At 70.3% G+C, this 21,682-nt stretch carries 17 protein-coding genes, 1 tRNA gene and 1 pseudogene; 4 read left to right on the top strand and 15 right to left on the bottom strand.

The features are described 5' to 3' along the window. Nucleotides 1-89: 89 nt before the first annotated feature. Genes HJD23_RS35225 through pgsA form a run of 4 tightly spaced genes read right to left on the bottom strand, consistent with a single transcriptional unit; the run spans nt 90 to nt 3,462 of the window. A complete protein-coding gene (locus tag HJD23_RS35225) occupies nt 90-632 on the bottom strand; it encodes a hypothetical protein (protein ID WP_171108111.1) in 543 nt (180 codons plus the stop codon). A gap of 36 nt (nt 633-668) precedes the next feature. Continuing rightward, nucleotides 669-1,835, bottom strand: coding sequence for a glycosyltransferase family 4 protein (locus HJD23_RS35220; protein ID WP_171108113.1), 1,167 nt, complete (start codon nt 1,833-1,835; stop codon nt 669-671). Further along, nucleotides 1,832-2,773, bottom strand: coding sequence for a phosphatidylinositol mannoside acyltransferase (locus HJD23_RS35215; RefSeq protein ID WP_171108115.1), 942 nt, complete (start codon nt 2,771-2,773; stop codon nt 1,832-1,834). Before HJD23_RS35215 ends, HJD23_RS35220 begins: the two co-directional genes overlap by 4 nt. Further along, nucleotides 2,770-3,462: a phosphatidylinositol phosphate synthase gene (gene pgsA / locus HJD23_RS35210; RefSeq protein ID WP_171108117.1), complete on the bottom strand. Its 693-nt coding sequence runs from the start codon at nt 3,460-3,462 to the stop codon at nt 2,770-2,772. Before pgsA ends, HJD23_RS35215 begins: the two co-directional genes overlap by 4 nt. A gap of 271 nt (nt 3,463-3,733) precedes the next feature. Between pgsA and HJD23_RS35205 the strand changes: the two genes are divergently transcribed. After that, entirely contained in the window at nt 3,734-5,932 is a 2,199-nt protein-coding gene (locus HJD23_RS35205) for an elongation factor G-like protein EF-G2 (protein WP_171108119.1), read from the top strand. Nucleotides 5,933-6,149: 217 nt separating this feature from the next. Beyond that, the gene (locus tag HJD23_RS35200) at nt 6,150-7,811 is read left to right on the top strand and encodes a hypothetical protein (protein WP_171108122.1); all 1,662 of its coding nucleotides are present in this window, start codon (nt 6,150-6,152) and stop codon (nt 7,809-7,811) included. Between the two features lie 41 nt (nt 7,812-7,852). Here the strand turns inward: HJD23_RS35200 and HJD23_RS35195 are convergent, their stop codons facing one another. Beyond that, on the bottom strand, nt 7,853-8,413 hold the full coding sequence (locus HJD23_RS35195) for an HIT domain-containing protein (RefSeq protein WP_171108124.1): 561 nt from the start codon (nt 8,411-8,413) through the stop codon (nt 7,853-7,855). Nucleotides 8,414-8,480: 67 nt separating this feature from the next. Between HJD23_RS35195 and HJD23_RS35190 the strand changes: the two genes are divergently transcribed. Then, nucleotides 8,481-9,137: a potassium channel family protein gene (locus HJD23_RS35190; protein ID WP_171108126.1), complete on the top strand. Its 657-nt coding sequence runs from the start codon at nt 8,481-8,483 to the stop codon at nt 9,135-9,137. A gap of 32 nt (nt 9,138-9,169) precedes the next feature. Here HJD23_RS35190 and thrS read toward each other — a convergent pair whose 3' ends face one another. The 3 genes from thrS to HJD23_RS35175 form a co-directional block, all read right to left on the bottom strand. Further along, nucleotides 9,170-11,146: a threonine--tRNA ligase gene (thrS, locus tag HJD23_RS35185; RefSeq protein WP_171108128.1), complete on the bottom strand. Its 1,977-nt coding sequence runs from the start codon at nt 11,144-11,146 to the stop codon at nt 9,170-9,172. A 99-nt stretch (nt 11,147-11,245) separates the two neighbouring features. Further along, entirely contained in the window at nt 11,246-12,463 is a 1,218-nt protein-coding gene (locus HJD23_RS35180) for a hypothetical protein (RefSeq protein WP_171108130.1), read from the bottom strand. Beyond that, nucleotides 12,460-13,026 (bottom strand): DUF4365 domain-containing protein, encoded by a 567-nt coding sequence (locus HJD23_RS35175; RefSeq protein WP_171108132.1) that lies wholly within the window; start codon nt 13,024-13,026, stop codon nt 12,460-12,462. Before HJD23_RS35175 ends, HJD23_RS35180 begins: the two co-directional genes overlap by 4 nt. A gap of 188 nt (nt 13,027-13,214) precedes the next feature. Here HJD23_RS35175 and HJD23_RS35170 point away from each other — a divergent pair. After that, nucleotides 13,215-13,939: pseudogene (locus HJD23_RS35170) on the top strand (3'-5' exonuclease). A gap of 44 nt (nt 13,940-13,983) precedes the next feature. On the opposite strand, the gene HJD23_RS35165 reads toward HJD23_RS35170, so the two are convergent. The 7 genes from HJD23_RS35165 to HJD23_RS35135 form a co-directional block, all read right to left on the bottom strand. Then, nucleotides 13,984-14,055, bottom strand: a tRNA-Val gene (locus tag HJD23_RS35165). 39 nt (nt 14,056-14,094) lie between these two features. Next, nucleotides 14,095-14,553, bottom strand: coding sequence for an SRPBCC family protein (locus HJD23_RS35160; RefSeq protein WP_171108136.1), 459 nt, complete (start codon nt 14,551-14,553; stop codon nt 14,095-14,097). A gap of 144 nt (nt 14,554-14,697) precedes the next feature. After that, entirely contained in the window at nt 14,698-17,442 is a 2,745-nt protein-coding gene (locus HJD23_RS35155; RefSeq protein WP_171108139.1) for a Tat pathway signal sequence domain protein, read from the bottom strand. A 95-nt stretch (nt 17,443-17,537) separates the two neighbouring features. Next, nucleotides 17,538-18,128 carry a hypothetical protein gene (locus HJD23_RS35150; RefSeq protein WP_171108140.1) on the bottom strand — a complete coding sequence of 197 codons (591 nt, stop codon included), beginning with the start codon at nt 18,126-18,128 and terminating at the stop codon, nt 17,538-17,540. A gap of 7 nt (nt 18,129-18,135) precedes the next feature. Continuing rightward, nucleotides 18,136-19,017 (bottom strand): carbohydrate ABC transporter permease, encoded by an 882-nt coding sequence (locus HJD23_RS35145; protein ID WP_171108142.1) that lies wholly within the window; start codon nt 19,015-19,017, stop codon nt 18,136-18,138. Next, a complete protein-coding gene (locus HJD23_RS35140) occupies nt 19,014-19,985 on the bottom strand; it encodes a sugar ABC transporter permease (protein ID WP_171108144.1) in 972 nt (323 codons plus the stop codon). Before HJD23_RS35140 ends, HJD23_RS35145 begins: the two co-directional genes overlap by 4 nt. Next, nucleotides 19,985-21,271, bottom strand: coding sequence for an extracellular solute-binding protein (locus tag HJD23_RS35135; RefSeq protein ID WP_171108146.1), 1,287 nt, complete (start codon nt 21,269-21,271; stop codon nt 19,985-19,987). Before HJD23_RS35135 ends, HJD23_RS35140 begins: the two co-directional genes overlap by 1 nt. Between the last annotated feature and the right edge of the window lie 411 nt (nt 21,272-21,682).

Below are 21,682 nucleotides of genomic sequence, written 5' to 3'. Positions count from 1 at the left end.
ACCGAGGAAACGGGAGGTGTGCAGGCCACAGCAAGGGCCAATGTGAAGCCGGTGGATTGTTTTTCCAGCCCCGCTGTCCGTACGACGGGCTACGCGGCCCGGTCCACCAGCGCCGTCGGCGGCTCGTCGTCCATCTCGAAGGCCAGCGGGAAGGGGGCGTGGCCGGCCAGCCGGAACCAGCGCACCTTGCGGTGTTCGCGCAGCCTGCGGGCCGCCCCCACCGCGTCGTTGTGGAAGCGCCGGGCCATCGGCACCCGGCGGACCGCCTCGGTCAGTTCCCGGGCCGCCGCCTCTCCCCCGGGCGCCTCCCGGACCGCCTCGACCTGCTGCGGGTCGGCGAACACCGCGCGCAGGGCCTGGCTCAGCTCGCTCTCGGCGACCTCACGCTGCTCCTCCTCGGCCTGCCGGGCCGCGTGCGCCGCCTCGTACAGGACGATGGACGCCGCCGGGTCGAGAACTCCGGAGGTGGCCAGTTCCTGGGCCACGGAGGCGCGGCGCAGCAGCTGGGCGTCCAGGGCGGCACGGGTGGCGTCGATCCGGGCGTGCAGCCGGTCCAGTCGGCCCGCCGTCCAGCTCAGGTACACGCCGATGGCGATGAGGACGACGAGGATCCAGATGAGGGTTGCGGTCACGGGCGGCAAGGCTACCGGGGTGTCACTCTGCTGGGATCAGTCAGTGCGGGCCAGTCCGAACCGGCCCCACAGTCCGACGGAACGGTCGTCGGCGGCGACCGCGGTGGTGCCGTCCGTCACCGTCTCGTACACCGACAGGATGTCCGCGCCGACGGTCGACCAGTCGAACCGGCGGACGTGCGCGCTGCCGCGCTGGCGCAGCTCCTCCCGGCGCTTGGGGTCGCCCAGCAGCCGCAGCGCCGCCTCGGCCAGCGCGTCCGCGTCCTCGTTGGCGAACAGCTCACCCGCCGCGCCCTGGTCGAGGACCTGGGCGAAGGCGTCCAGGTCCGAGGCCAGCACGGGCGCGCCCGCCGACATCGCCTCGACCAGGATGATCCCGAAGCTCTCGCCGCCGGTGTTGGGAGCCACGTACAGGTCGACGCTGCGCAGGAAGCGGGCCTTGTCCTCGTCGCTGACCATGCCGAGGAACTCCACCCGGGAGCGCAGCTCGGCGGGCAGCGACTCCACGGCCTGCCGCTCGTCCCCGCGGCCCGCGACCAGCAGCCGTGTCTGCGGCCGCTCGGCGAGGATCCTGGGCAGCGCCCGCATCAGCACCGGCAGGCCCTTGCGGGGCTCGTCGATCCGGCCGACGAATCCGATCGTGTCGCCCTGCCAGTGGGAGTTGGGCTCGGCCTTGGCGAAGAAGTCGACGTCGACGCCGTTGGGGATCACCACGGCGTCCCCGCCGAGGTGCTCGACCAGCGTGCGGCGGGCGTACTCGCTGACCGCGATCCGGGCGCTGATCTTCTCCAGCGCCGCCTGCAGGATCGAGTACGCCGCGATCATCGCGCGCGAGCGGGGGTTGGAGGTGTGGAAGGTGGCGACGATCGGGCCCTGCGCGGCCCAGCAGGTCAGCAGGCCCAGGGACGGGGACGCCGGTTCGTGGATGTGGATCACGTCGAACGCGCCGTCGTGCAGCCAGCGGCGGACCCGCGCCGCCGACAGGAAGCCGAAGTTCAGCCGGGCCACCGAGCCGTTGTACGGCACCGGGACGGCGCGGCCGGCCGAGACGACGTACGGCGGGAGCGGGGTGTCGTCGTCGGCGGGGGCGAGGACGGACACCTCGTGCCCGAGGCGGATGAAATATTCGGCCAGATCCCTGATGTGGAACTGGACGCCGCCCGGCACGTCCCAGGAGTACGGGCAGACGATGCCGATCCTCACGGGGTTCCCTTCGCGGGATCCGAGGGCGCCGGGCCGCCGCCCTCGGCCGGGTCGAGGTCCTTGAGCCACAACCGCTGCAGCATGTGCCAGTCCTCCGGATGGTCGGCGATCCCCGAGGCGAAGGCGTCTGCCAGCGCCTGCGTCATGACAGACGTCTTCTCGGCCCGGCTACCTGACTGGGGTACCTCGATCGGGGGATGCACGCGGCCTCGCATGACGGGCGAGTCGTCGTACCAGAGCGTCACCGGCAGCAGCAGGGCGCCGGTCTGCTGGGCCAGCAGGGCCGGGCCGGCCGGCATCCGGGCGGTGTCGCCGAAGAACTGCACCTCGACGCCGGAGGCGGACAGGTCACGGTCGGCGACCAGGCAGACCAGGCCGCCGTCGCGCAGCCGCCGGGCCAGGGCGCCGAAGGCGGAGCCGCCGTTGTGCGGCAGGACCTCCATGCCGAGGCCCGCGCGGTAGGCGACGAAACGGTCGTACAGCGTCTCCGGCTTCAGGCGCTCGGCGACCGTGGTGAAGGGAACGCCCAGCTCGGTGGTGACCCAGGCGCCGGCCAGATCCCAGTTGGCCAGGTGCGGAAGCGCCAGTATCACGCCCTTGCCACTGGCCAGGCCGTCGGTCAGGAAGTGCACGTCCTTGGGGTCGAAGCCGCTCTTGACGCGTTCGGCGCTCCAGGCCGGGAGCCGGAAGGACTCCATCCAGTAGCGCAGGTACGAGCGCATGCCCGCGCGCGAGAGCTCGGCCAGGCGCTCCGGGGTGGCGTCGGGCACCACGCGCGCGTAGTTGCTCTCCAGCCGCCGTACGCCCTTGCCGCGCTGTTTCCAGGCCAGGTCGGCCACGGTGTTCCCGAGCCGGGCGGCCACCGGCTCGGGGAGCTTCTTCACCGTGCTCCAGCCGAGGCCGTACAGGGCGTCCGTCAGCGTGTCCCGAGCGCTCATTTCGCCGTCTCCCTCCCCTGAGAGGCATTGTCGGCATTGTCGGCGGTTTCGCGCTCCGCCGCCTCCGCCTCGGCGGACTCCCGGCGGACCGTGACGACTCGCTGGATCAGCGTGATCAGGCTGCCCACGGCGACCAGCCACAGGGCGATCGGCAGCAGCACGTCGATGCCCGGTACGCCGAACGCGTGCAGGCCCGCGAGCCCGGCCGCGACCAGCGAGATCACCAGGCGCTCGGCGCGCTCGACGAGCCCGTTCACGGCGACCGGCAGTCCGATCGACTCGCCGCGCGCCTTGGTGTACGACACCACCTGGCCGCTGGCCAGGCAGAAGATCGAGACGGCGCACAGGACGAGGTCGTCGCCGCCACCGGCGTACCAGAGGGCGAAGCCGCCGAAGATGGCGCCGTCGGCGACCCGGTCCAGGGTGGAGTCCAGGAAGGCGCCCCAGCGGCTGGAGCGGCCCAGCTGGCGGGCCATGTTGCCGTCGACGAGGTCGGAGAAGACGAACAGGGCGATGACAACCGTGCCCCAGAAGAACTCGCCCCGAGGATAGAAGCCCAGCGCGCCCGCCATCACGCCGGCGGTGCCGATCAGCGTGACCGTGTCGGGGCTCACGCCCCGCCGGATGAGAAACGCGGCGAACGGTGTGAGGACACGCGTGAAGAATGCACGCGCGTACTTGTTCAGCATGGCCTTCCCGAGGGTCGCTGGCGCCGCGCGGCCCCGCTGGCCGTCGGCTGGCCCATCGTAGCCACGCGCGCGTGCGGGCGACCGCCCGGCACCCACGGCGCCTCGGGCGGTCCGCAACCGACGCCGGTTGGCGCCTTCGCGTCCTCCGTATGGACGCACCGTGACGAGAGTGGAAAGCTCGAAGAATCGCGGGCGTCGCCGGAGCCGCCCAGCACGCGGGTCCCGCGTGTCCGCGCCCACAGTGACCTCACCGTGCACGGGAGGCAGGATCATGGGCGACAAGGCCAACGCACACCCCGGAGCCGCCGGCAGGGCAGTGGCGGCCGACCAACCCGCGTCCGTACGGAATGTGGTGCTGGTCGGCCACTCCGGAGCGGGCAAGACCACATTGGTAGAAGCCCTCGCACTGACCGCTGGGGCGGTGAACCGGGCGGGCCGCGTGGAGGACGGCGGCACCGTCTCCGACTACGACGAGATCGAGCACCGGCAGCAGCGCTCGGTGCAGCTCTCCCTGGTGCCGGTCGAGTGGAACGGCATCAAGGTCAACCTTCTCGACACCCCCGGATACGCCGACTTCGTCGGGGAACTGCGGGCCGGTCTGCGAGCGGCGGACGCGGCCCTCTTCGTCGTCTCGGCCTCGGACGGGGTGGACGGCTCGACCCGCATGGTGTGGGAGGAGTGCGCGGCCGTCGGCATGCCGCGCGCCATCGTCGTCACGCACCTGGAGGCCGCACGCGCGGACTTCGAGGAGATGACGCGGATCTGCGCGGAGGCCTTCGGCGCCGACGACCCCGACGCCGTACTGCCGCTCTACCTGCCGCTGCACGGCCCGCAGGCGCCGGACGGGCACGCGCCCGTGACCGGACTGATCGGGCTGCTGTCGCAGCAGCTGTTCGACTACTCGACCGGCGAGCGCAAGGACTCCGAGCCGGGCGAGGACCAGCTGCCGCTGATCGAGGAGGCCCGCAACCGGCTGATCGAGGGGATCATCTCGGAGAGCGAGGACGAGACCCTCATGGACCGCTACCTCGGCGGGGAGCAGATCGACGTCAAGACGCTCGTGGAGGACCTGGAGCGGGCTGTCGCGCGCGGGACGTTCTTCCCCGTGCTGGCCGCCGCCCCCGCCACCGACGGCGCCCGGCAGGGCCTCGGCACGGTGGAGCTGCTGGAGCTGGTCACCGGGGGGTTCCCGACCCCGCTGGAGCACGACCAGCCGCAGGTCACGACCATCGACGGCAGGCCGCGCGAGCTGAAACCCTGCGACCCCGACGGGCCGCTGGTCGCGGAGGTCGTGCGGACCTCGTCCGACCCGTACGTCGGCCGTGTCTCGCTCGTGCGCGTCTTCTCCGGGACGCTGCGCCCGGACGAGACCGTCCACGTCTCCGGGCACGGACTGGCCGACCGGGGCCACGAGGACCACGACGTCGACGAACGCATCGGCGCCCTGTCCACCCCGTTCGGCAAACAGCAGCGCCCGGTGTCGCACTGCGTCGCCGGTGACCTCGCCTGCGTGGCGAAGCTGAACCGCGCGGAGACCGGCGACACCCTCTCCGCCAAGGACGACCCGCTCCTGATGCAGCCCTGGGACATGCCCGACCCGCTGCTGCCGCTCGCCATCCAGGCGCACAGCAAACCGGACGAGGACAAGCTCTCCCAGGGCCTGGCCCGGCTGGTCGCCGAGGACCCGACCATGCGGCTGGAACAGAACCAGGACACCCACCAGGTGGTCCTGTGGTGCCTGGGCGAGGCCCACGCGGACGTCGCCCTGGAACGGCTGCGCAGCCGCTACGGCGTCCAGGTCGACGTCGTACCGCACAAGGTCTCCCTGCGGGAGACGTTCGCGACCAAGGCCGGCGGGCGCGGCCGGCATGTGAAGCAGTCCGGCGGGCACGGGCAGTACGCCATCTGCGAGATCGAGGTGGAACCGCTGCCCGGCGGCTCGGGCATCGAGTTCGTCGACAAGGTCGTCGGCGGCGCGGTGCCACGGCAGTTCATCCCGTCGGTGGAGAAGGGCGTGCGCGCGCAGGCCACCAAGGGGGTCGCGGCGGGCTATCCGCTGGTCGACGTCCGGGTCACGCTGCTGGACGGCAAGGCGCACTCCGTGGACTCCTCGGACGCCGCGTTCCAGACGGCGGGCGCGCTCGCGCTGCGGGAGGCCGCGGCCGACGCGAAGATCCATCTGCTGGAGCCGGTGGCCGAGGTGAGCGTGCTGGTCGGCGACGACTACGTGGGCGCCGTGATGAGCGACCTGTCCGGGCGGCGCGGCCGGGTGCTGGGCACCGAGCAGACGGCCGGCGGGCGCACCCTCGTACGCGCCGAGGTGCCCGAGATCGAGATCGGGCGGTACGCCGTCGATCTGCGCTCCCTGTCGCACGGGACCGCGCGGTTCAGCCGGCGCTACGCACGGCACGAGCCGATGCCCCCTCAAGTCGCCGAGCGGGTGCGGAAGCAGGAGCAGGAGGCTTCCTAACAGGCGCGCAAGGGGCGTGCGGCGCCGCGCAGTTGCGACCGGGCGCACGCGCGCGTGGCTTGTGCGCGGCGGTTCCCTCCGGGTCGGCGGGCGTCTTCGGGCGTCCGCCGACGCATGTCAGCGGCTGCCGATACGCTGACGACCTGATCAACAGGTGTGCGGAGCACGGAAGTCGGGAAGGCCGCAGGAGCGACAGTGGCGGCGATCGGGGGCGGGAATGACCGTTGACAGCGGTTACGCGGACATCTTCGGTCCGCAGGTGCCGCGCACGGGCGACGAGGGACAGACGGCGACGTTCGCGCTGGCCTCGGCGGCCTACCGGGACAACGAGGTCGAGGAGATACTCAAGGCCAACAACGAGTGGCACGAGTCGGAGGTGAAGCCCGGCCAGAAGTGGGCGAAGATCTTCCGGCCCAACCTCGGTGAGGCGTTCTCCCGGGCGGTGGTCGACCGCATGCTCGGCTCCGGCCGGGCACCGCTGATCCAGTCCTTCGGCGCGGAGCCCCAGGTCGTCGTCGAGCACTGCCTCGCGGCCAACCGCATCCGCCGGGAGCGCGACAGCCTGCTCACGATCGTGATGGTCCTGTGCGGTCTGCTCTTCCTGCCCGGGCTGCTGGTCTGGCTGCTGGTCTTCACGCTGCGCACCACCATCGCCCGGCGCGAGGACAAGCGGGCCTCGACGCTCGCGACCACGCTGCTCGTCGCGGTCGGCGCACTGGCCGTGATCTTCCTGATCCGGATGCCGTTCACCGGCTTCTGGGCCTGGTACGCGCGCGCGGCGGTGGTCATGCCGGTGATCGGCTGGTTCTGGGCCAAGCTGATCTGCGAGCGCACCGCGAAGGACCTGCGGGAGCGCTGGGACAGCCTGCTCGCGGGCAGCAGCGTCGGCGCCAAGGTGCCCGAGGCGGTGCCGAGCAGCCCCGGCGAGACCGCCGCCGAGCAGCTGCGCCAGTCCCTCGCCCGGCTCAGCGCCGAGCAGCAGTCCAACTCCGTCTTCTACGCCGGCCCCAAGGGCATACTCGGCATGGGCACCCGCTGGGGCAGCTGGCAGCTCGCGGAGGACCTCGCCCCGGCCGACCCCGACCGGGAGATCCACCCGTTCCGCAGCTGGGACGTCATACGGTCCATCCACGACCAGCTGCGCATGCTGGAACGCGGCCCGCTCAACACAGGCGGCTTCACCAAGCCGTCGATACGGCACTGGATCGTGACGCCCATCGGCGAGAACGCGAAGGAGGTGTCCCGGCCGTCCGGCACGGACGTCGAGGCCTACCAGGTCAAGTCGCACGCCATACAGGACATCTGCAACAAGCAGCAGTTCGGCAGCGGCGACCGGCACTACCTGGGCGTGCAGTGGACACTCTGGGACGGGCAGCTCGTGATCACCATGCTGATCACCGTGACCGTGCTCTACGAGACGCTGCGCATCGAGGTCACCGGCCACGCCCTGGGGCCCGTGCACCCGCTCTTCACCACCAAGCCGGCGGCGAAGGAGAAGTCGGTGCAGAAGTCCCTGAAGCGGTGGGAGACGCGGACGGTGAAGCTGCCCCTGGTCGACACCGACGAGGTGGTACGGCTGGCCGCCCGGGCCCCGCTGACCTGGTACCCGCCGCTGCTGAACTGGCTCGGCGGCTCACTGGCCCTGCCCGAGCCGTTCGGCCTGCGGCACGCCTGGGCCGCCAAGCCGTGGCGGCACCGGTTCATGGCCGACGACGCCCTGCGCGCCGCCACCCCGGTGCTCCGGGTGGTGCACTCGGCGGCGATCCGGGTGCTTGAGGAGAACGGCGTGGACACCGAGAAGTTCGGCAATCGCTCGGCGTTCCTCAGCACGGCGGTGCAGGACCCGACACCGAAGAAGGCGGACCTGTACGACGCGTAGCCCCACGGCGGCGGGGCGGAGGCGGCGGGAACGCCGCACCGTCACGCCGCCGGCCAGGCCTCCGCCAGCATCTTCCGCGTGTCGGCCAGCAGTTGCGGCAGCACGCGCGTGTGCCCCACGACCGGCATGAAGTTCGTGTCACCGCCCCAGCGCGGGACGATGTGCTGGTGCAGATGCGCGGCGATGCCCGCCCCCGCGACCGAGCCCTGGTTCATGCCGATATTGAACCCCTGGGCCCCCGACGCGGTGCGCAGGGCCGTCATCGCCTGCTTGGTCAGCACCGCCAGCTCCGCGGTCTCGGGCTCGGTGAGGTCGGTGTAGTCGGCGACATGGCGGTAGGGCACGACCATCAGGTGGCCGCCGTTGTACGGGTACAGGTTCAGCACCGCGTACACCTGCGCACCGCGCTGGACGATCAGTCCGTCCTCGTCGGACTTCGCCGGGATCGAGCAGAAGGGGCAGCCGTCGTCGGCCCCAGGACCGGTCGGCTTGTTCTCGCCCTGGATGTAGGCCATCCGGTGGGGCGTCCACAGGCGCTGGAACGCGTCCTGCGTCCCCACTCCGATCTGCTGCTCCGGCTCTCTCGTCATGCTAGGCAGCATATGGCTTCGCCCGTTCGCGGCGTGTCGCCGGGGCTCGTCGAAAACCGCCCGGGGCCAAGCTGGGCCGATGGACGACGACAGCCTCCAGGCCCGCTGGGAGCGCCGCACCGAGGTTCCCCTCGCCCTCGCGTCACTGCTCTACCTCGCCGCCTACGCGATCCTCGTCCTGGCCCACCGGCTGCCCACCGTCTGGCGGGACGTCTGCCTCGTCGTGATGCTCACAGCCTGGGCACTCTTCGCCGCCGACTACGCGGTGCGCTGGCGGCTCAGCGGGCGGGGCCTGAGTTTCGTACCGACGCACTGGCTGGACACGTTGGTGGTCGTGTTGCCGCTGATGCGGCCGGTGCGGGTCGTCAAACTGTACGAGACCGTACGGCGGCGGCGCGGCGAGGCGCGGCTCACGCTGCACGCGCGCGTGATCGTCTATGCGGGGCTCAGCGTCGGACTGCTCGGCTTCACCGGGGCGCTCTCCGTCTATCACCACGAGCGCGGGGCACCCGGCGCGACCATGCGGACCTTCGGGGACGCCGTGTGGTGGACGTGCTCGACCCTCGCGACCGTCGGCTACGGCGACATCGCCCCGGTGACGCCGATGGGCCGCCTCATCGCCGTCGGGCTGATGGCGTGCGGGCTGGCACTGCTGGGCACGGTCGCCGGGTCGTTCTCGTCGTTGCTGATCCAGGCGTTCGCCCGGGAGGACGGGGAAAGGCCCCCGGGAGGCTGAACGGAACCTCCCGGGGGCCTCTCACCAGCACGTCAGACCTGCACCCGCTCCTCGACGACCTTCGCGATCTTGGCGATGGCCTCGTCGAAGGGGATGCCGTTCTCCTGCGAGCCGTCCCGGTAGCGGAAGGACACCGAGCCGTTGGACATGTCCTCGTCGCCCGCGATGACCATGAAGGGGACCTTCTGCTTCTGGGCGTTGCGGATCTTCTTCTGCATCCGGTCGGACGACGAGTCGACCTCGACCCGCAGGCCCTTCTTCCTCGCCGCCGCGGCGAACTTCTCCAGGTACTCGACGTGCGCGTCCCCGATCGGGATGCCGATCGCCTGGACGGGCGCGAGCCACGCCGGGAAGGCGCCCGCGTAGTGCTCCAGGAGCACCGCGAAGAACCGCTCGATGGAGCCGAACAGCGCGCGGTGGATCATGACCGGACGCTGCTTGGAGCCGTCGGCGGCGGTGTACTCCAGGTCGAACCGCTCCGGCAGGTTGAAGTCGAGCTGGATGGTCGACATCTGCCAGGTGCGGCCGATGGCGTCCTTGGTCTGGACGGAGATCTTCGGGCCGTAGAAGGCGGCACCGCCCGGGTCCGGGACCAGCGGCAGGCCCTGCTTCTCGGCGACCTGGCGCAGCGTCTCGGTCGCCTCCTCCCAGGCCTCGTCCGAGCCGACGAACTTCTCCGGGTCCTTGGTGGACAGTTCCAGATAGAAGTCGGTCAGACCGTAGTCGCGCAGCAGACCGAGGACGAAGGTGAGCGTCTTGTCCAGCTCCTCGGACATCTGCTCACGCGTGCAGTAGATGTGCGCGTCGTCCTGCGTGAAGCCCCGCGCGCGGGTCAGGCCGTGCACGACGCCCGACTTCTCGTACCGGTACACGGTCCCGAACTCGAACAGCCGCAGCGGCAGTTCACGGTAGGAGCGGCCGCGCGCGTCGAAGATCAGGTTGTGCATCGGGCAGTTCATGGGCTTGAGGTAGTAGTCCACGCCCTCGTCGAGCTGCATGGGCGGGTACATGCCCTCGGCGTACCAGTCCAGATGGCCCGACGTCTCGAAGAGCTTCCCCTTCGTCGCGTGCGGGGTGTAGACGAACTCGTAGCCCTCCTCCTCGTGGCGGCGCCGCGAGTAGTCCTCCATGACCCGGCGGATGATGCCGCCCTTGGGGTGGAAGACGGCGAGGCCGGAGCCGATCTGCTCCGGGATGGAGAACAGGTCCAGCTCGGAGCCCAGCTTGCGGTGGTCGCGCTTCTCGGCCTCGGCGAGGAAGTCCAGGTACGCCTTCAGCTCGTCCTTGGACGGCCAGGCGGTGCCGTAGATGCGCTGGAGCATCGGGTTCTTCTCGCTGCCGCGCCAGTAGGCGGCCGCGTTGCGCATCAGCTTGAACGCCGGGATGAGCCGGGTGGACGGCAGGTGCGGCCCCCGGCAGAGGTCCTTCCAGCACAGCTCGCCGGTCTTGGCGTCCAGGTTGTCGTAGATCGTCAGCTCACCGGCGCCGACCTCGACGTCCGCGCCGTCCTCGGAGGGCGCGGAGCCCTTGAGGCCGATCAGCTCCAGCTTGTACGGCTCGTTCGCCAGCTCCTCACGGGCCGCCTCGTCGGTGACCACGCGGCGCGAAAAACGCTGGCCGCGCTTCTGGATCTCCTGCATCTTCTTCTCGATGGCCTTGAGATCCTCGGGCGTGAACGGCTTCTCGACATCGAAGTCGTAGTAGAAGCCGTCCTTGACCGGCGGGCCGATGCCCAGCTTGGCCTCGGGGAACAGCTCCTGCACGGCCTGCGCCATGACGTGCGCGGTGGAGTGGCGCAGAATGTTCAGGCCGTCCTCGGAGGAGAGCTCGACCGGCTCGACCTCGTCGCCGTCGGCCACCGAGTACGCGAGGTCCTTCAGCTCACCGCCCACGCGTGCGGCGATGATCGAGCGCTCACCGGCGAAGAGATCGGCGGCCGTAGTGCCCGTCGTCACCGTGCGCTCTTCCCGCTCGGAATCGCGTTGGATGATCACACGGACGTCTGACACCGGTCTCTCCTGACTGAAGGTGGATGCGGCGCCATACCGAGAGCGCGCGCAATAAGGGATCGTACCGACCCCGCCCCACCTCAGGCGAAATCGGACCCCTCAGTCCTCCCCGCTGCACGCCTCCTCGAAGAAGTCGAGGTTTTCCTGCAACGACTTCAGCAGCTGATCCCGATCCGCCTCGTCCACCTGCACCGGTACGACCCCGGAGGCGCCCGTCAGCCGCCGGAAGCCGCCCCGGCTCTCCAGCCGCCCGTGCACCCGCACCGGCAGCCCGACGAGGTGGGCCTGCCCGGCGATCCGGTAGTCCTCCTCGTCCAGCGTGAGCCGCACGTGCGGGATCTCGGCGCCGGCCAGCACCCGCAGCCGTACGGTGCCCTCGCCCCGCCGCTCCGACCTGCGCATCCGGACCACCTCACCGGTGATCCGCACCGGCACGGACGGCTCCTCGCGCAGATAGCGGGCCCCGGCCTCACGCAGCACGGGCAGATCGCCCGGCGAGAACTCGACCGCCTCGTCGGGGGCGGCGCCGCCCTCGGGCGGACCGGCGCCGGGCGCCCACTCGACGGCGATACGCGCCCCCTCCGTACCCCGCACCAGGACGATGAGGGCCTCGGTCAGCTCGCGGCTCACGCCCGCTTCCACGGCCCCGTCGAAGGCGTCCATGCCGCCGGTGGCGCGCTGGTAGTCGATGGCCTCGCGGACGGCGTACAGCGCCTGATGGAGGCGGACGGCGAGGGGGCGGGCCGGGTCGACGGGCACGAAGGCGGTGAGGCCGCGGCCGCCGGTCGCGGCGCCGACCAGCACGCTCTGCAGCATCACGGCGGCGGCGCGCTTGTGCCGGGCGCCGTAGTAGCCCGCACGCGCGCGTGTGGCGAGCGCCCCGGCGAGCAGCATCTGCCGGGCGGCGGTACGCAGCTGTTCCTCGACGGTCCAGGACGCCGCCCCGGCCGGTCCGCTGGGCACGTCCCGCCACCAGCGGATCTCGTCGCTGGGCACGCTCAGCCCGACCAGCACCTCGCGCGCGGACGGCGTGGCGCTGCGGGAGAGGGCGACGAGCGCCTCGCCGAGCAGGTCGTCACTGTCGGGGAAGGCCCGGCTCTCCGGCACGAGCAGACTGGTGCCGTTCGCCCCCGGCCCGGGCGGCGTCCAGCGGCCGTAGCGCCCGGCGGCGCCGCCGCGCCGCTGCCAGCCGTGCCGGTGCAGCAGCGCGCCGAGCACGGCGGGGTCGATCCGGCCGGGCTCGGGCGGCTGGTTCCAGGGGACCTCCGGATGCGGCCGTACGGGCCTGAGGTGCTCGTCGAGCGGGCGGTGCGTCATGGTCTGCCTCCCGTCCCGACCCGCGTCATGATCTCGCACAGCGCCCGGTCGTCGAAGATGCGTGAGGTCGGTATGCGGACGTTGGTCCGGTGCCGGCCGGTGACGGGGTGACCGGCGAGGTTGACCCAGTAGCAGCAGTGCCTGAGGTCGAGCCGGTCGTGGCTGGCGCGCAGCCAGTCGTCCTGCGAGCGCGGGACGAGCATCACGACGAGGATCTTGTGCACCGAGACCGGGGTGCGGGCGAGCTTCGCCAAATGGTCGTTGTCGAGCGTGAAGGAGAAGAAGCGTCCGGGTGGTTTGGGCGCGATCTGATACGTCGCCTTGAGCTGCACCTTGATGGTGACCTCGTCGTCGACCGTGTGCCCGGGCGCGCTGTGGCTGACGTGCCAGTCGATGCCGTTGTCCGGGAAGGGCTGGGAGAGCGAGCAGCCGGCGGCCGCCGCTACGGCGTGCAGATATCCCACCTGCAGTGTCTCCATGCAGGCGGTGGTGGCGAGTGAACCGCGATGGGGGCCCGTGCGTTCGGGCAGCAGCCCGCCCCGCTCGGGCTGCGCTATCGCCATGACCAACAGCCTTCCAAGCAAAGTGATTGTCCCCGCGCCGGGCGCGCGCTCGCGAACATGCCGCTGAACTGCGCGAACCCGTACTTCTGTTGTCTCCCCCCGGCGTACGGCGCAAACGGTCCGGGTATCACCAAACGGGCAGAAGACGGTGCGTCAGCTGCCGTGGGTGAACGAGGAGTTGTGTACGTATGACGTGCTGGTACGAGGGCCCTCTGGCGGCATTCGACACAGAGACAACGGGCGTGGACGTCGAGACCGACCGGATCGTGTCGGCCGCCCTCGTCGTCCAGGACGCCCCTGGCACGCGCACCCGGGTGCACCACTGGCTGGTGAACCGGGCGTGCCCGTGCCCGCCGAGGCGACGGCGGTGCACGGGCTGACGGAGGATCACCTGGCGCGCAACGGCCGCTGGCCTGCGCCGGTGATGCACGAGATAGCCACCGAGCTGGCCGAACAGGCGGCGGCCGGGCGCCCGTTGGTGGTGATGAACGCACCGTTCGACCTGACCCTGTTGGACCGCGAGCTGCGCCGGCATCGCGCCTCGTCGCTGGGCCACTGGTTCGAGTCGGTGCCGCTGCTCGTCCTGGACCCGCGCGTGCTGGACAAGCACCTGGACCGCTACCGCAAGGGCCGCCGTACGCTCACCGACCTGTGCGCGCACTACGGCGTCCCGCTCGACGGCGCGCATGACGCGGCCGCGGACGCGATGGCCTCCCTGGAGGTCGTACGGGCCATAGGGCGTCGTTTCACATCCCGGCTGGAGCGTCTCTCCCCCGCCGAGCTGCACACGCTGCAGGCGGTGTGGCATGCGGCACAGGCGCGCGGCCTGCAGGCGTGGTTCGCGCGCAGCGGCAGCGAGGAGGCGGTGGACCCGGCGTGGCCCCTGCGTCCGGGGCTGTCGGCGGCGGCGTGAGCATGCAAAAAGCCGGTCCGCTGCGGCGGACCGGCTCTTCCCGGTGGGCGATACTGGGTTCGAACCAGTGACCTCTTCGGTGTGAACGAAGCGCTCTCCCACTGAGCTAATCGCCCGGGAACGCACTGAACAATACAGGTGCCCCGGCGTTTCCTTCAAACCGCTTGAGGACGGCCGCCCAGGTACGCGAGCAGGCCACGCCGTCCGGCCCGCATCATCAGCCAGTGGTTGGCCCGGAAGACCGGCCGCCCCGGCACGGCGAACCGCCGCAGCAGCGGCTTGTTCACGTCGACCACCTGGTCGTAGCGGGCCAGACACCCGGCCCCCACCGGCGCGACCGTCCAGCGCGCCCGGCCCTCGATGTCCCCGGACATCGCGATCTCCAGCACCCCGGCCCGTGGATCCCGGCGTACCTCGCGCGCGGTGAAGGTCATGTCGTACGGCAGGAGCGACCGGATCCGGACCAGCCCGGTCCCGTCGTCCCTTCTCTCGACCTCACGCACCTGCCGCCACCAGCGCGGATACTCCTCGGGCCGCTCCAGCACGCCGTACACGGTGGCGGGCGGGGCGGGCAGGGGCCACAGGGTGCGGAAGCGGTAGTGGGTCCAGTCCATGGGCGGAGTCTGCCCATACGGGGACATTCCCGTGCCGCATCCGAGTACGTTCTGAGTACGCGTACTCATGGCGTACGACGTGACCTGGACCACACTCCTGAACGAGCGCCGCCGCCCGTGCGGCGGCGCTCTTCCCGGGCTTGCCTATGAGGGCATCCTGTCGCCCACCAGTGCCAGGTTCTGGATCGCCGCCAGCCCGTACAGCGCTGTGGCGTTGGTGGAGACCCAGGCCGCCTCACTGCCCGGGACCAGGGCGGTCGGGCCCTCGATCTTCTTCGTGGACCAGTCCGTGGACTCCTTGTAGTCCCAGGCGTCCCGGCTGCTGTAGAACTGCTGCCACGCGCGGGCCGCCAGTGTGTCGTCGCCGGTCTGGACGGCGGCGTAGGCGTCCTGGCGCGAGTGCCCCTGGAAGAGGAGCAGGGTGCCGAAGTGGGAGCCGTAGCGGGCGGACTGTTCGGCCCGGCTGGCGTTGTAGTAGCGGCAGTAGTCCAGCCACGCCTCCTTGAACTTCGGCATGTCCACCTGGTCGATCAGCTCGGCGCACAGTTCCACCAGGCCGAACATCGCCGACAGGTGCGACACCCCGACCTTGGGCTCCGCCGCGATGGCGAACTTGCCGGTGTCCAGGTCGTACAGCGCGTTGCCCTGGACGAAGCCGTTGGGCTGGGCGGCGATGGTCTCCATGGTGGACAGGACCCGCGCCTTGGCCTTCTCCCACTTGGGTCCGCGCCGCTCCCACTCGGTGAGCCAGGCGGAGACCAGGCCGCTCCAGTCGGTGCCGAAGCCGATGGACAGGGCGTTGCGGTCGGGGGTGTAGGGCTCGGTGCGGATCTTGCGGATCGGGTCGAGGACGAGGAAGGTCTCGTCGGAGTCGACGTTGGCGTGCATCAGGTCGCCGACGCGTTCGTCGGCGGTGAGGAAGTAGTAGTAGCGCCGGTAGGTGGTGTTGGCGATGCGCTGCTGCTTGGCGCTGTCGGCGTAGTGCTGGACGCCGTGGCGGGTACCGAGCCCGGCCCACTCGCCGATGTGGTAGACGTCGACCTCGCCGGTGTGCCGGGTCATGGCCTCGGCGAAGCGGAAGATGTCGGCGCGGCCCGAGCGCATGTACGCGAACCACAGCCACAGGTCGGGCGAGAGCTCGGAGTTGTCCCAGGCGTAGCCGCCGACGTCGTAGCACCACTGGTGGCGGGCGGGATCGTACGAATGCATGATGTCGCCGTAGTCCCAGAAGCCGTACCAGCGGCGCATCTCCACCTGGTCCTTGTAGTAGGTGAAGAGGAAGTCGAGGTGGTCCTCGATCTTCGCCTTGGCGTGCGTGGAGCGGTCGGGCTCGGAGAACAGCTTGCCGAAGACGCCCGCCCTGATGAGCTGGCGGGGCGGGGCGGCGAGTTGTGGCGGGGTGCGGACGGCCTCGACCTGCCGGGCCATGTCCTCGGCGCTCGGTGTGGACTCGTGGGCCCAGAAGAGGAGTTCGCTGGTGCGGGCGATGCCGTAGGGGGTGCCGAAGCCCGGTTCGTAGTCCTCGTAGGTGATGTTGAGGCCTTCGAGCTGCTCGGGGTAGGTGTCCTGGCCCATGCCGTCGTGGTAGAAGCGCAGGTCCATGGGCTGTGCCTCGGGCGACCAGAGCCAGAGGGTGACCTCGGCCTCGTCGGTGTGGGCGTCGCGGATGTCGAGCTGGGCGGGGAACTTCTCCCAGAAGTCGCGCAGGCCGAAGGCGAATCCGCCGCTGGCGCCGCCGACGTATCCGAAGCCGCTGGCCCGCCGGCCGCCGCCCGCTCCGATCCAGCCGTGGCCCTTCTTGGTGCGCTTGCGGACGGTGAAGCCGTCGGCCGAGAGCTGCGAGAGGGTGTAGTCGCCCCACTCGGGGATGTACTGCAGGCGGGTGGTGACCCGCTGGTCCCAGGTCGCCGGGTCCGGCAGCTTCTTGCCCTCGAACTGGGCCGTCCGCACCGCCGCCCCCGGGTCGCGGCGCAGCCCGGTGACGCCCTTGACCGCCTCACGCAGCAGGCCGGTGCCCTCGCCGCCGATGCGGATGTGCCGGTCGTAGGCGGCGTCCCGCATCGGCACGGTGAAGCGGACGCCCATGCCGCGGATGAAGTCGCCGCCGGCCTTGCCGGGCTCCTGCTTGCCGTCGTACGTGATGGTGTGGACCATGCGGAAGGATTCGGCACCGGCGTAGAAGTAGAGCCGGATGGAGAACGGCAGCCAACTGCGGTGTCCCTTGCGGTGCCTGCCGTCGATACGGACGACCGCGCGGACGGGCCCGTCCTGCTCGACGGTGACCTCGGAGATGGCGCTCTCGAAGCGCTCGTACTTCACGGTGCCCTGGTCGCCGTCCTCGACCTCGGGCTGGCGGAGCAACACGAGCCGGCCGTTGTTGGCGATCTCCGTGGTGCCGCGGGTGACCGACTTGACGAGGGTGGAGCCCGACTTGCCGATCTTCGCGGTGATGACGCCGGTCGATATGTCGATGGTGCCGCCTCTTCTGTCGACGGTGACCTGGTGGGCGGGCGCGGCGGCCTCCGCGCCGGGGGTGAGGGTGAGCTTGCCGGAGCCGCCCGAACTCACGGCGTGCGCGGTCCACTTGAGGGAACCGTCCGGCCAGTAGGCGAGCGGCCAGGACTGCGTGGGCACGGCCTTGCCGCTCTCGTCCGTGAGCGCGAAGGTCTGGTCCTCCTGGTGGAGGCCCTTGGGCCAGGGGACACCGACGGTGGAGCCGGGCGCCGCACCGAGGCCGCCGTCCTCCAGCCAGTCCAGGGTCACGGGGTCGTCGGCTCTCGGCGCGGCCGGTGCGGCCTGCGCGGTCGATCCGAGCGCCCAGCTGAACTGCGCGGCGGCTCCTGCGACGGCGGCCGCCTTGAGAACGGACCTGCGGGGGATGGGGGACATGGCCTTTCCTTTCCGTGCGGGAAGCATTTCGGATGGTCAGGGGCATGAAAGAGAGAGGTGCGGCGCCGAGGGCGCCGACCTGGTGCACCGCCGGGTCAGCGATGCCGGTACCGCTCCTCCACGGCGACGGCGGCCGCCGCGACGGCCCCGAGGACGGGAACCGCCAGCGGGGGGATGAACCAGCCGGAGCAGGCGACGACCACCAGTCCGCCGACGAGCAGGAAGGACCCGGCGGGGTCGCGGACGGTCCGCCGCGCGGCGGCGGCGAGCAGCGCACGCCAGGAAGCCCCCGGCGTCCAGGTCGCCGCCGCCCGCAACCCGGCGACGACGACCCCGAACAGCGCGCACAGCCCGACGGCCCCGACGAGCGGCCCGCCGGGAATCCCGGCCCGCGCGGCCTGTACGTCCACCCAGACCGCGACCGCCGCGGCCCACCCGGCGACCCCGACGAGCCAGCCGCGCCGCACGGCCGCCCGGAAGTCGGCGAGGAACTCCCGCCGGCCGCCGCCCTCGTGGGCCGTACGTCGGCGCAGATGCCGGGCACCCGCGGCGAACGCGGCGGGGTAGGTGACCACGCCCAGCGAGGCGACCGCGATCCACACCCCGGTCAGCAGACATTCGGCGAAGACGGCGAACCGCTCGGCGAACACGGACTCCCGACGGGCCTTCACACGCGCTTCGGCCATGGCCGTATCAACCCTTCAGACCCGACGTCGCCATGCCGTCGATCAGATAGCGCTGGAAGGCGAGGAAGAAGAGCAGGACGGGGAGCAGGGCGACCAGCGACATGGCGATCATGCCGCCGTAGTTGGCGACGCCTTCCTGGTCGCGGAACATCATCATGCCGAGGGAGACGGTGTACTTGCCGGGCTCGTTGAGGTAGATCAGCGGGCCCATGAAGTCGTTCCAGGCGTTGATGAAGGTGAAGATGGCGCTGGTGATGAGTGCGGGCCGGCACAGCGGCAGCACGATCGACCAGTAGATCCGCAGGTGCCCGCACCCGTCGAGCCGGGCGGCCTCGTCCAGTTCCTTCGGCAGGTTCCGCATGAACTGCACCATGAGGAAGACGAAGAACGCCTCGGTGGCGAGGAACTTGCCGATCAGCAGCGGCACATAGGTGTTGATCAGCTCCATCTTCTGGAACATCACGTACTGCGGGATCAGTAGCACGTGATACGGCAGCAGCAGGGTGCCGATCATGAGGGAGAACATCAGGTTCCGCCCGGCGAACCTGATCCGGGCGAAGGCGTACGCGGTCAGCGAGCAGGAGATCAGGATGCCCGCGACCGACCCGAGGGCGTAGAAGAGGGAGTTCTGGAAGAAGGTTGCGATGGAGATGTCGGCGATGCCGTCGGCGAGTCCCTTGAAGTTGTCGAGGATGGGGCTCGTCGGGAACAGGTCCAGGCTGGCGATGATCTCCCGGCTGGGCTTGAACGAGGCGCCGATGACCCAGACGACCGGATAGAGCACGACCGCGAGGACGAGCAGAGCGCTGAGGTGCCAGACGAGGGAGCCGGTGCGCTTGCGGCCCAGGGAGAAGGATCGGGTCGTGGTCGTGGGCGTGGTGGTGCTCATCGGGCGGCCTCCTCGTAGTGCACCCACCGCTTCTGGGACCAGAAGAGGACCGCCGTCACCAGGGCCACGGCGAGCAGCAGCATCCACGCCATCGCGGAGGCGAAGCCCATCTGGGCCTCCTTGAAGCCCTTCTGGTACAGGTAACAGGTGTAGACGAGCGTGGCGTCCGCCGGTCCGCAGCTGGTGTTGGAGACGACGTACGCCGAGCCGAAGATCTGGAAGGAGTGGATGGTCTCCAGCAGCACGTTGAAGAACAGCACCGGGGAAATCATCGGGATCGTGATGCTCCAGAACCGCCTGAGCGGTCCGGCCCCGTCCACCTCGGCGGCCTCGTAGAGCTCGCGCGGCACCTGCTTGAGTCCGGCGAGGAAGATGACCATGGGCGCGCCGAACTGCCAGACGGTGAGCGCGACCAGGCAGTAGAGGATCCAGTCCGCGTTGCCGACCCAGCCGCCGACGTCCATGCCGAACAGCGACTGGGTACGGTCCACGATGGCGTCGTCGGAGAAGAGCGCGCGCCAGACGAAGCCGACCGACACGCTCGCGCCGATCAGCGAGGGGGCGTAGAACGCGGCCCGGTAGAAGGCCTGCCCGCGCCGGCTCTGGGCGAGCAGCAGGGCGACGCCCAGCGCCAGCAGCAGTTTCAGCGGTGTGCCGATGACGACGTACTTGGCCGTGACCTCCACCGATTTCTGCCAGCGGGGGTCCTCGAACATCTTGGTGAAGTTGTCGAAGCCGACCCAGTTCGGCGCGGTGAAGAGGTTGTAGTCTGTGAACGCGAAATACAGCGAGGCGACCATCGGCCCCGCGGTCAGCAGCAGAAATCCGGCGATCCACGGGGACATGAAGAGGTAGCCGGCGAGATTCTCCCGGCGGCCCCGCCGCTTGGCGTCGCCAGGAGCGGCGGGGCGCTTCTGCGGTGCCTGCGGCGGGGAGTCCTTGACGAGCGTCGTCACTGCGGTTCCCATCAGGCGGCGAGGGCGGTCTCGGCCTCGGAGAAGAACTGCTTCACCGCGTCGGAGACCTTGGACTTGCCCAGACCCACGTCACCCGCGATGCGCAGGAAGGCGGCCTCGACGGTGTCGGCACCGGCCGGGTGCGGGGTGATGGGCCCGAGTACGCCCGCCTCGGCGACGTCCTTCTCGTACTGCGCGATGGCCTGCTGCGGGGCGTCGGACGGCTGGTAGGCCTCGAACTGCTCGGTGGTGGCCAGGATGCCGCGGTCGTATCCCATGATCCTGCCGACCTCGGGGTCGTGCACCATGAAGTCGATGAACTGCGCAACTTCCTTGGGGTGCTTGGTCCGCGAGGAGGCGCTCAGCATCAGCGAGGAGAGGTACTGGCCGGTCTCCTTGCCGTCGGTGGTCGGGATCGGCGCGAGCCCGTAGGTGCTGTCGCCCTCCGTGGTGTAGCGCACGGTGAAGTTGTCCCAGGTGAACTCGGACGCCCCGTCACCGGAGGCCAGCGCGGACTTGGGCTTGAGCTGCTCGACCTTCTTCGGGTCGGTGATGATCCCGGCCTTGACGCGGTTGTACCCGTCCGTCCACCACTCCGTCAGATCGGCCTCGGTGAAACCGAGTCCGTCCTCGGTGAAGAACGCCTTGCCGTTCTGCCGCAGGTAGAGGTCGTAGAGGTACATGATCCCGAAGTAGCCGGTGTCGCCCGCGACCTTCTGGGTGTTGCGGATCTTCTCCAGGGCGGCGAAGTACTCGTCCCAGGTCCAGCCCTGCTCGGGCTTGATGCCGGCCTTTTCAAAGACCTTCTCGTCGATGACAAGTGACATCGTGTTGGATCCGACCGGAACACCGAGCAGCTTTCCGTCCACCTCGCCGACCTTCTCGACACCGGCCCGGAAGTTGTCCATGCTCAGATTTCCCGCGTCCACCTGTGACTTGAGGTCGAGGAGCACGCCCCTCTTGTCGTACTTCCGAAGAAACGCGACGGAGTTCTGGAAAACGTCGGGCGGATTTCCACCGGCTGCCTGCGTCTGGAACTTCTCCCAAAAGGCGACGTAATCCTGAAAGTCCGTCTCCACCTTGATCTTCGGGTACTTCTTCTCGAAGAGCGCAACGGTCTGGTTGATTCTCTTGGTCCGCTCCTCCGCACCCCACCAGGCGTAACGGATCGTCACCGTTCCGTCCCCGGCGCCGCTGTTGCCGCCGCATCCGGTCGTGGCCGCCAGGCCCACCGTGGCCAGGGAGGCCCCGGCCGCCTTCAGGATCGTTCGCCTCTCAACATTCCCGTTGGTTCCCACAGCCGGACCCCTCCCCGCAGCGTCGTCGCCGCTTCATGAATCGTTTCAAGTAAGCGCTTGCTGGCACAAGGTACGAAGGGGTTGAGGGTGCGTCAATGATTCGGACAGGAATTTCTTGCGGGCCGGGCCGGTGATGCGACCGGCCCCGGCGACCGGAGGACGGGACGGGCGCGGCGACGCCGCAGGTGGGAGCGGCGCGGTCGGTGGGCCGGACGCGGGGCGGAGCGGCGGACGGCGCTGGCGTCCGGCCGAAAGTCGTCGGGGCGGGGGCGGGGATCGCCGGGACGAGGCCGGGGTCGCCTGGGCCCCCGCGGGCCGGGATTCGCCGGGGGCGGGGTCGGCCGACGCAATGGTGACCGTCCGAGCCGTACGACGCGGCGCACACCGACGGTGCCCCCGGGTACGCCGTGA

Origin of the sequence: Streptomyces sp. Z423-1, from assembly GCF_013009255.1 — a bacterium.
GTDB classification, from domain to species: Bacteria; Actinomycetota; Actinomycetes; order Streptomycetales; family Streptomycetaceae; genus Streptomyces; species Streptomyces gossypiisoli.
Note: the sequence above shows the minus strand (reverse complement) of the source record. Positions and strands in the feature narration are given on the sequence as shown.

What these genes read in the sequence shown, in the direction of transcription:
- HJD23_RS35215 (WP_171108115.1), bottom strand. Translation starts at nt 2,773, where the DNA reads ATGAGCGCTCGGGACACGCTGACGGACGCCCTGTACGGCCTCGGCTGG.
- pgsA (WP_171108117.1), bottom strand. Translation starts at nt 3,462, where the DNA reads ATGCTGAACAAGTACGCGCGTGCATTCTTCACGCGTGTCCTCACACCG.
- HJD23_RS35205 (WP_171108119.1), top strand. Translation starts at nt 3,734, where the DNA reads ATGGGCGACAAGGCCAACGCACACCCCGGAGCCGCCGGCAGGGCAGTG.
- HJD23_RS35200 (WP_171108122.1), top strand. Translation starts at nt 6,150, where the DNA reads ATGACCGTTGACAGCGGTTACGCGGACATCTTCGGTCCGCAGGTGCCG.
- HJD23_RS35195 (WP_171108124.1), bottom strand. Translation starts at nt 8,413, where the DNA reads ATGCTGCCTAGCATGACGAGAGAGCCGGAGCAGCAGATCGGAGTGGGG.
- HJD23_RS35190 (WP_171108126.1), top strand. Translation starts at nt 8,481, where the DNA reads ATGGACGACGACAGCCTCCAGGCCCGCTGGGAGCGCCGCACCGAGGTT.
- HJD23_RS35180 (WP_171108130.1), bottom strand. Translation starts at nt 12,463, where the DNA reads ATGACGCACCGCCCGCTCGACGAGCACCTCAGGCCCGTACGGCCGCAT.
- HJD23_RS35175 (WP_171108132.1), bottom strand. Translation starts at nt 13,026, where the DNA reads ATGGCGATAGCGCAGCCCGAGCGGGGCGGGCTGCTGCCCGAACGCACG.
- HJD23_RS35160 (WP_171108136.1), bottom strand. Translation starts at nt 14,553, where the DNA reads ATGGACTGGACCCACTACCGCTTCCGCACCCTGTGGCCCCTGCCCGCC.
- HJD23_RS35155 (WP_171108139.1), bottom strand. Translation starts at nt 17,442, where the DNA reads ATGTCCCCCATCCCCCGCAGGTCCGTTCTCAAGGCGGCCGCCGTCGCA.
- HJD23_RS35150 (WP_171108140.1), bottom strand. Translation starts at nt 18,128, where the DNA reads ATGGCCGAAGCGCGTGTGAAGGCCCGTCGGGAGTCCGTGTTCGCCGAG.
- HJD23_RS35145 (WP_171108142.1), bottom strand. Translation starts at nt 19,017, where the DNA reads ATGAGCACCACCACGCCCACGACCACGACCCGATCCTTCTCCCTGGGC.
- HJD23_RS35140 (WP_171108144.1), bottom strand. Translation starts at nt 19,985, where the DNA reads ATGGGAACCGCAGTGACGACGCTCGTCAAGGACTCCCCGCCGCAGGCA.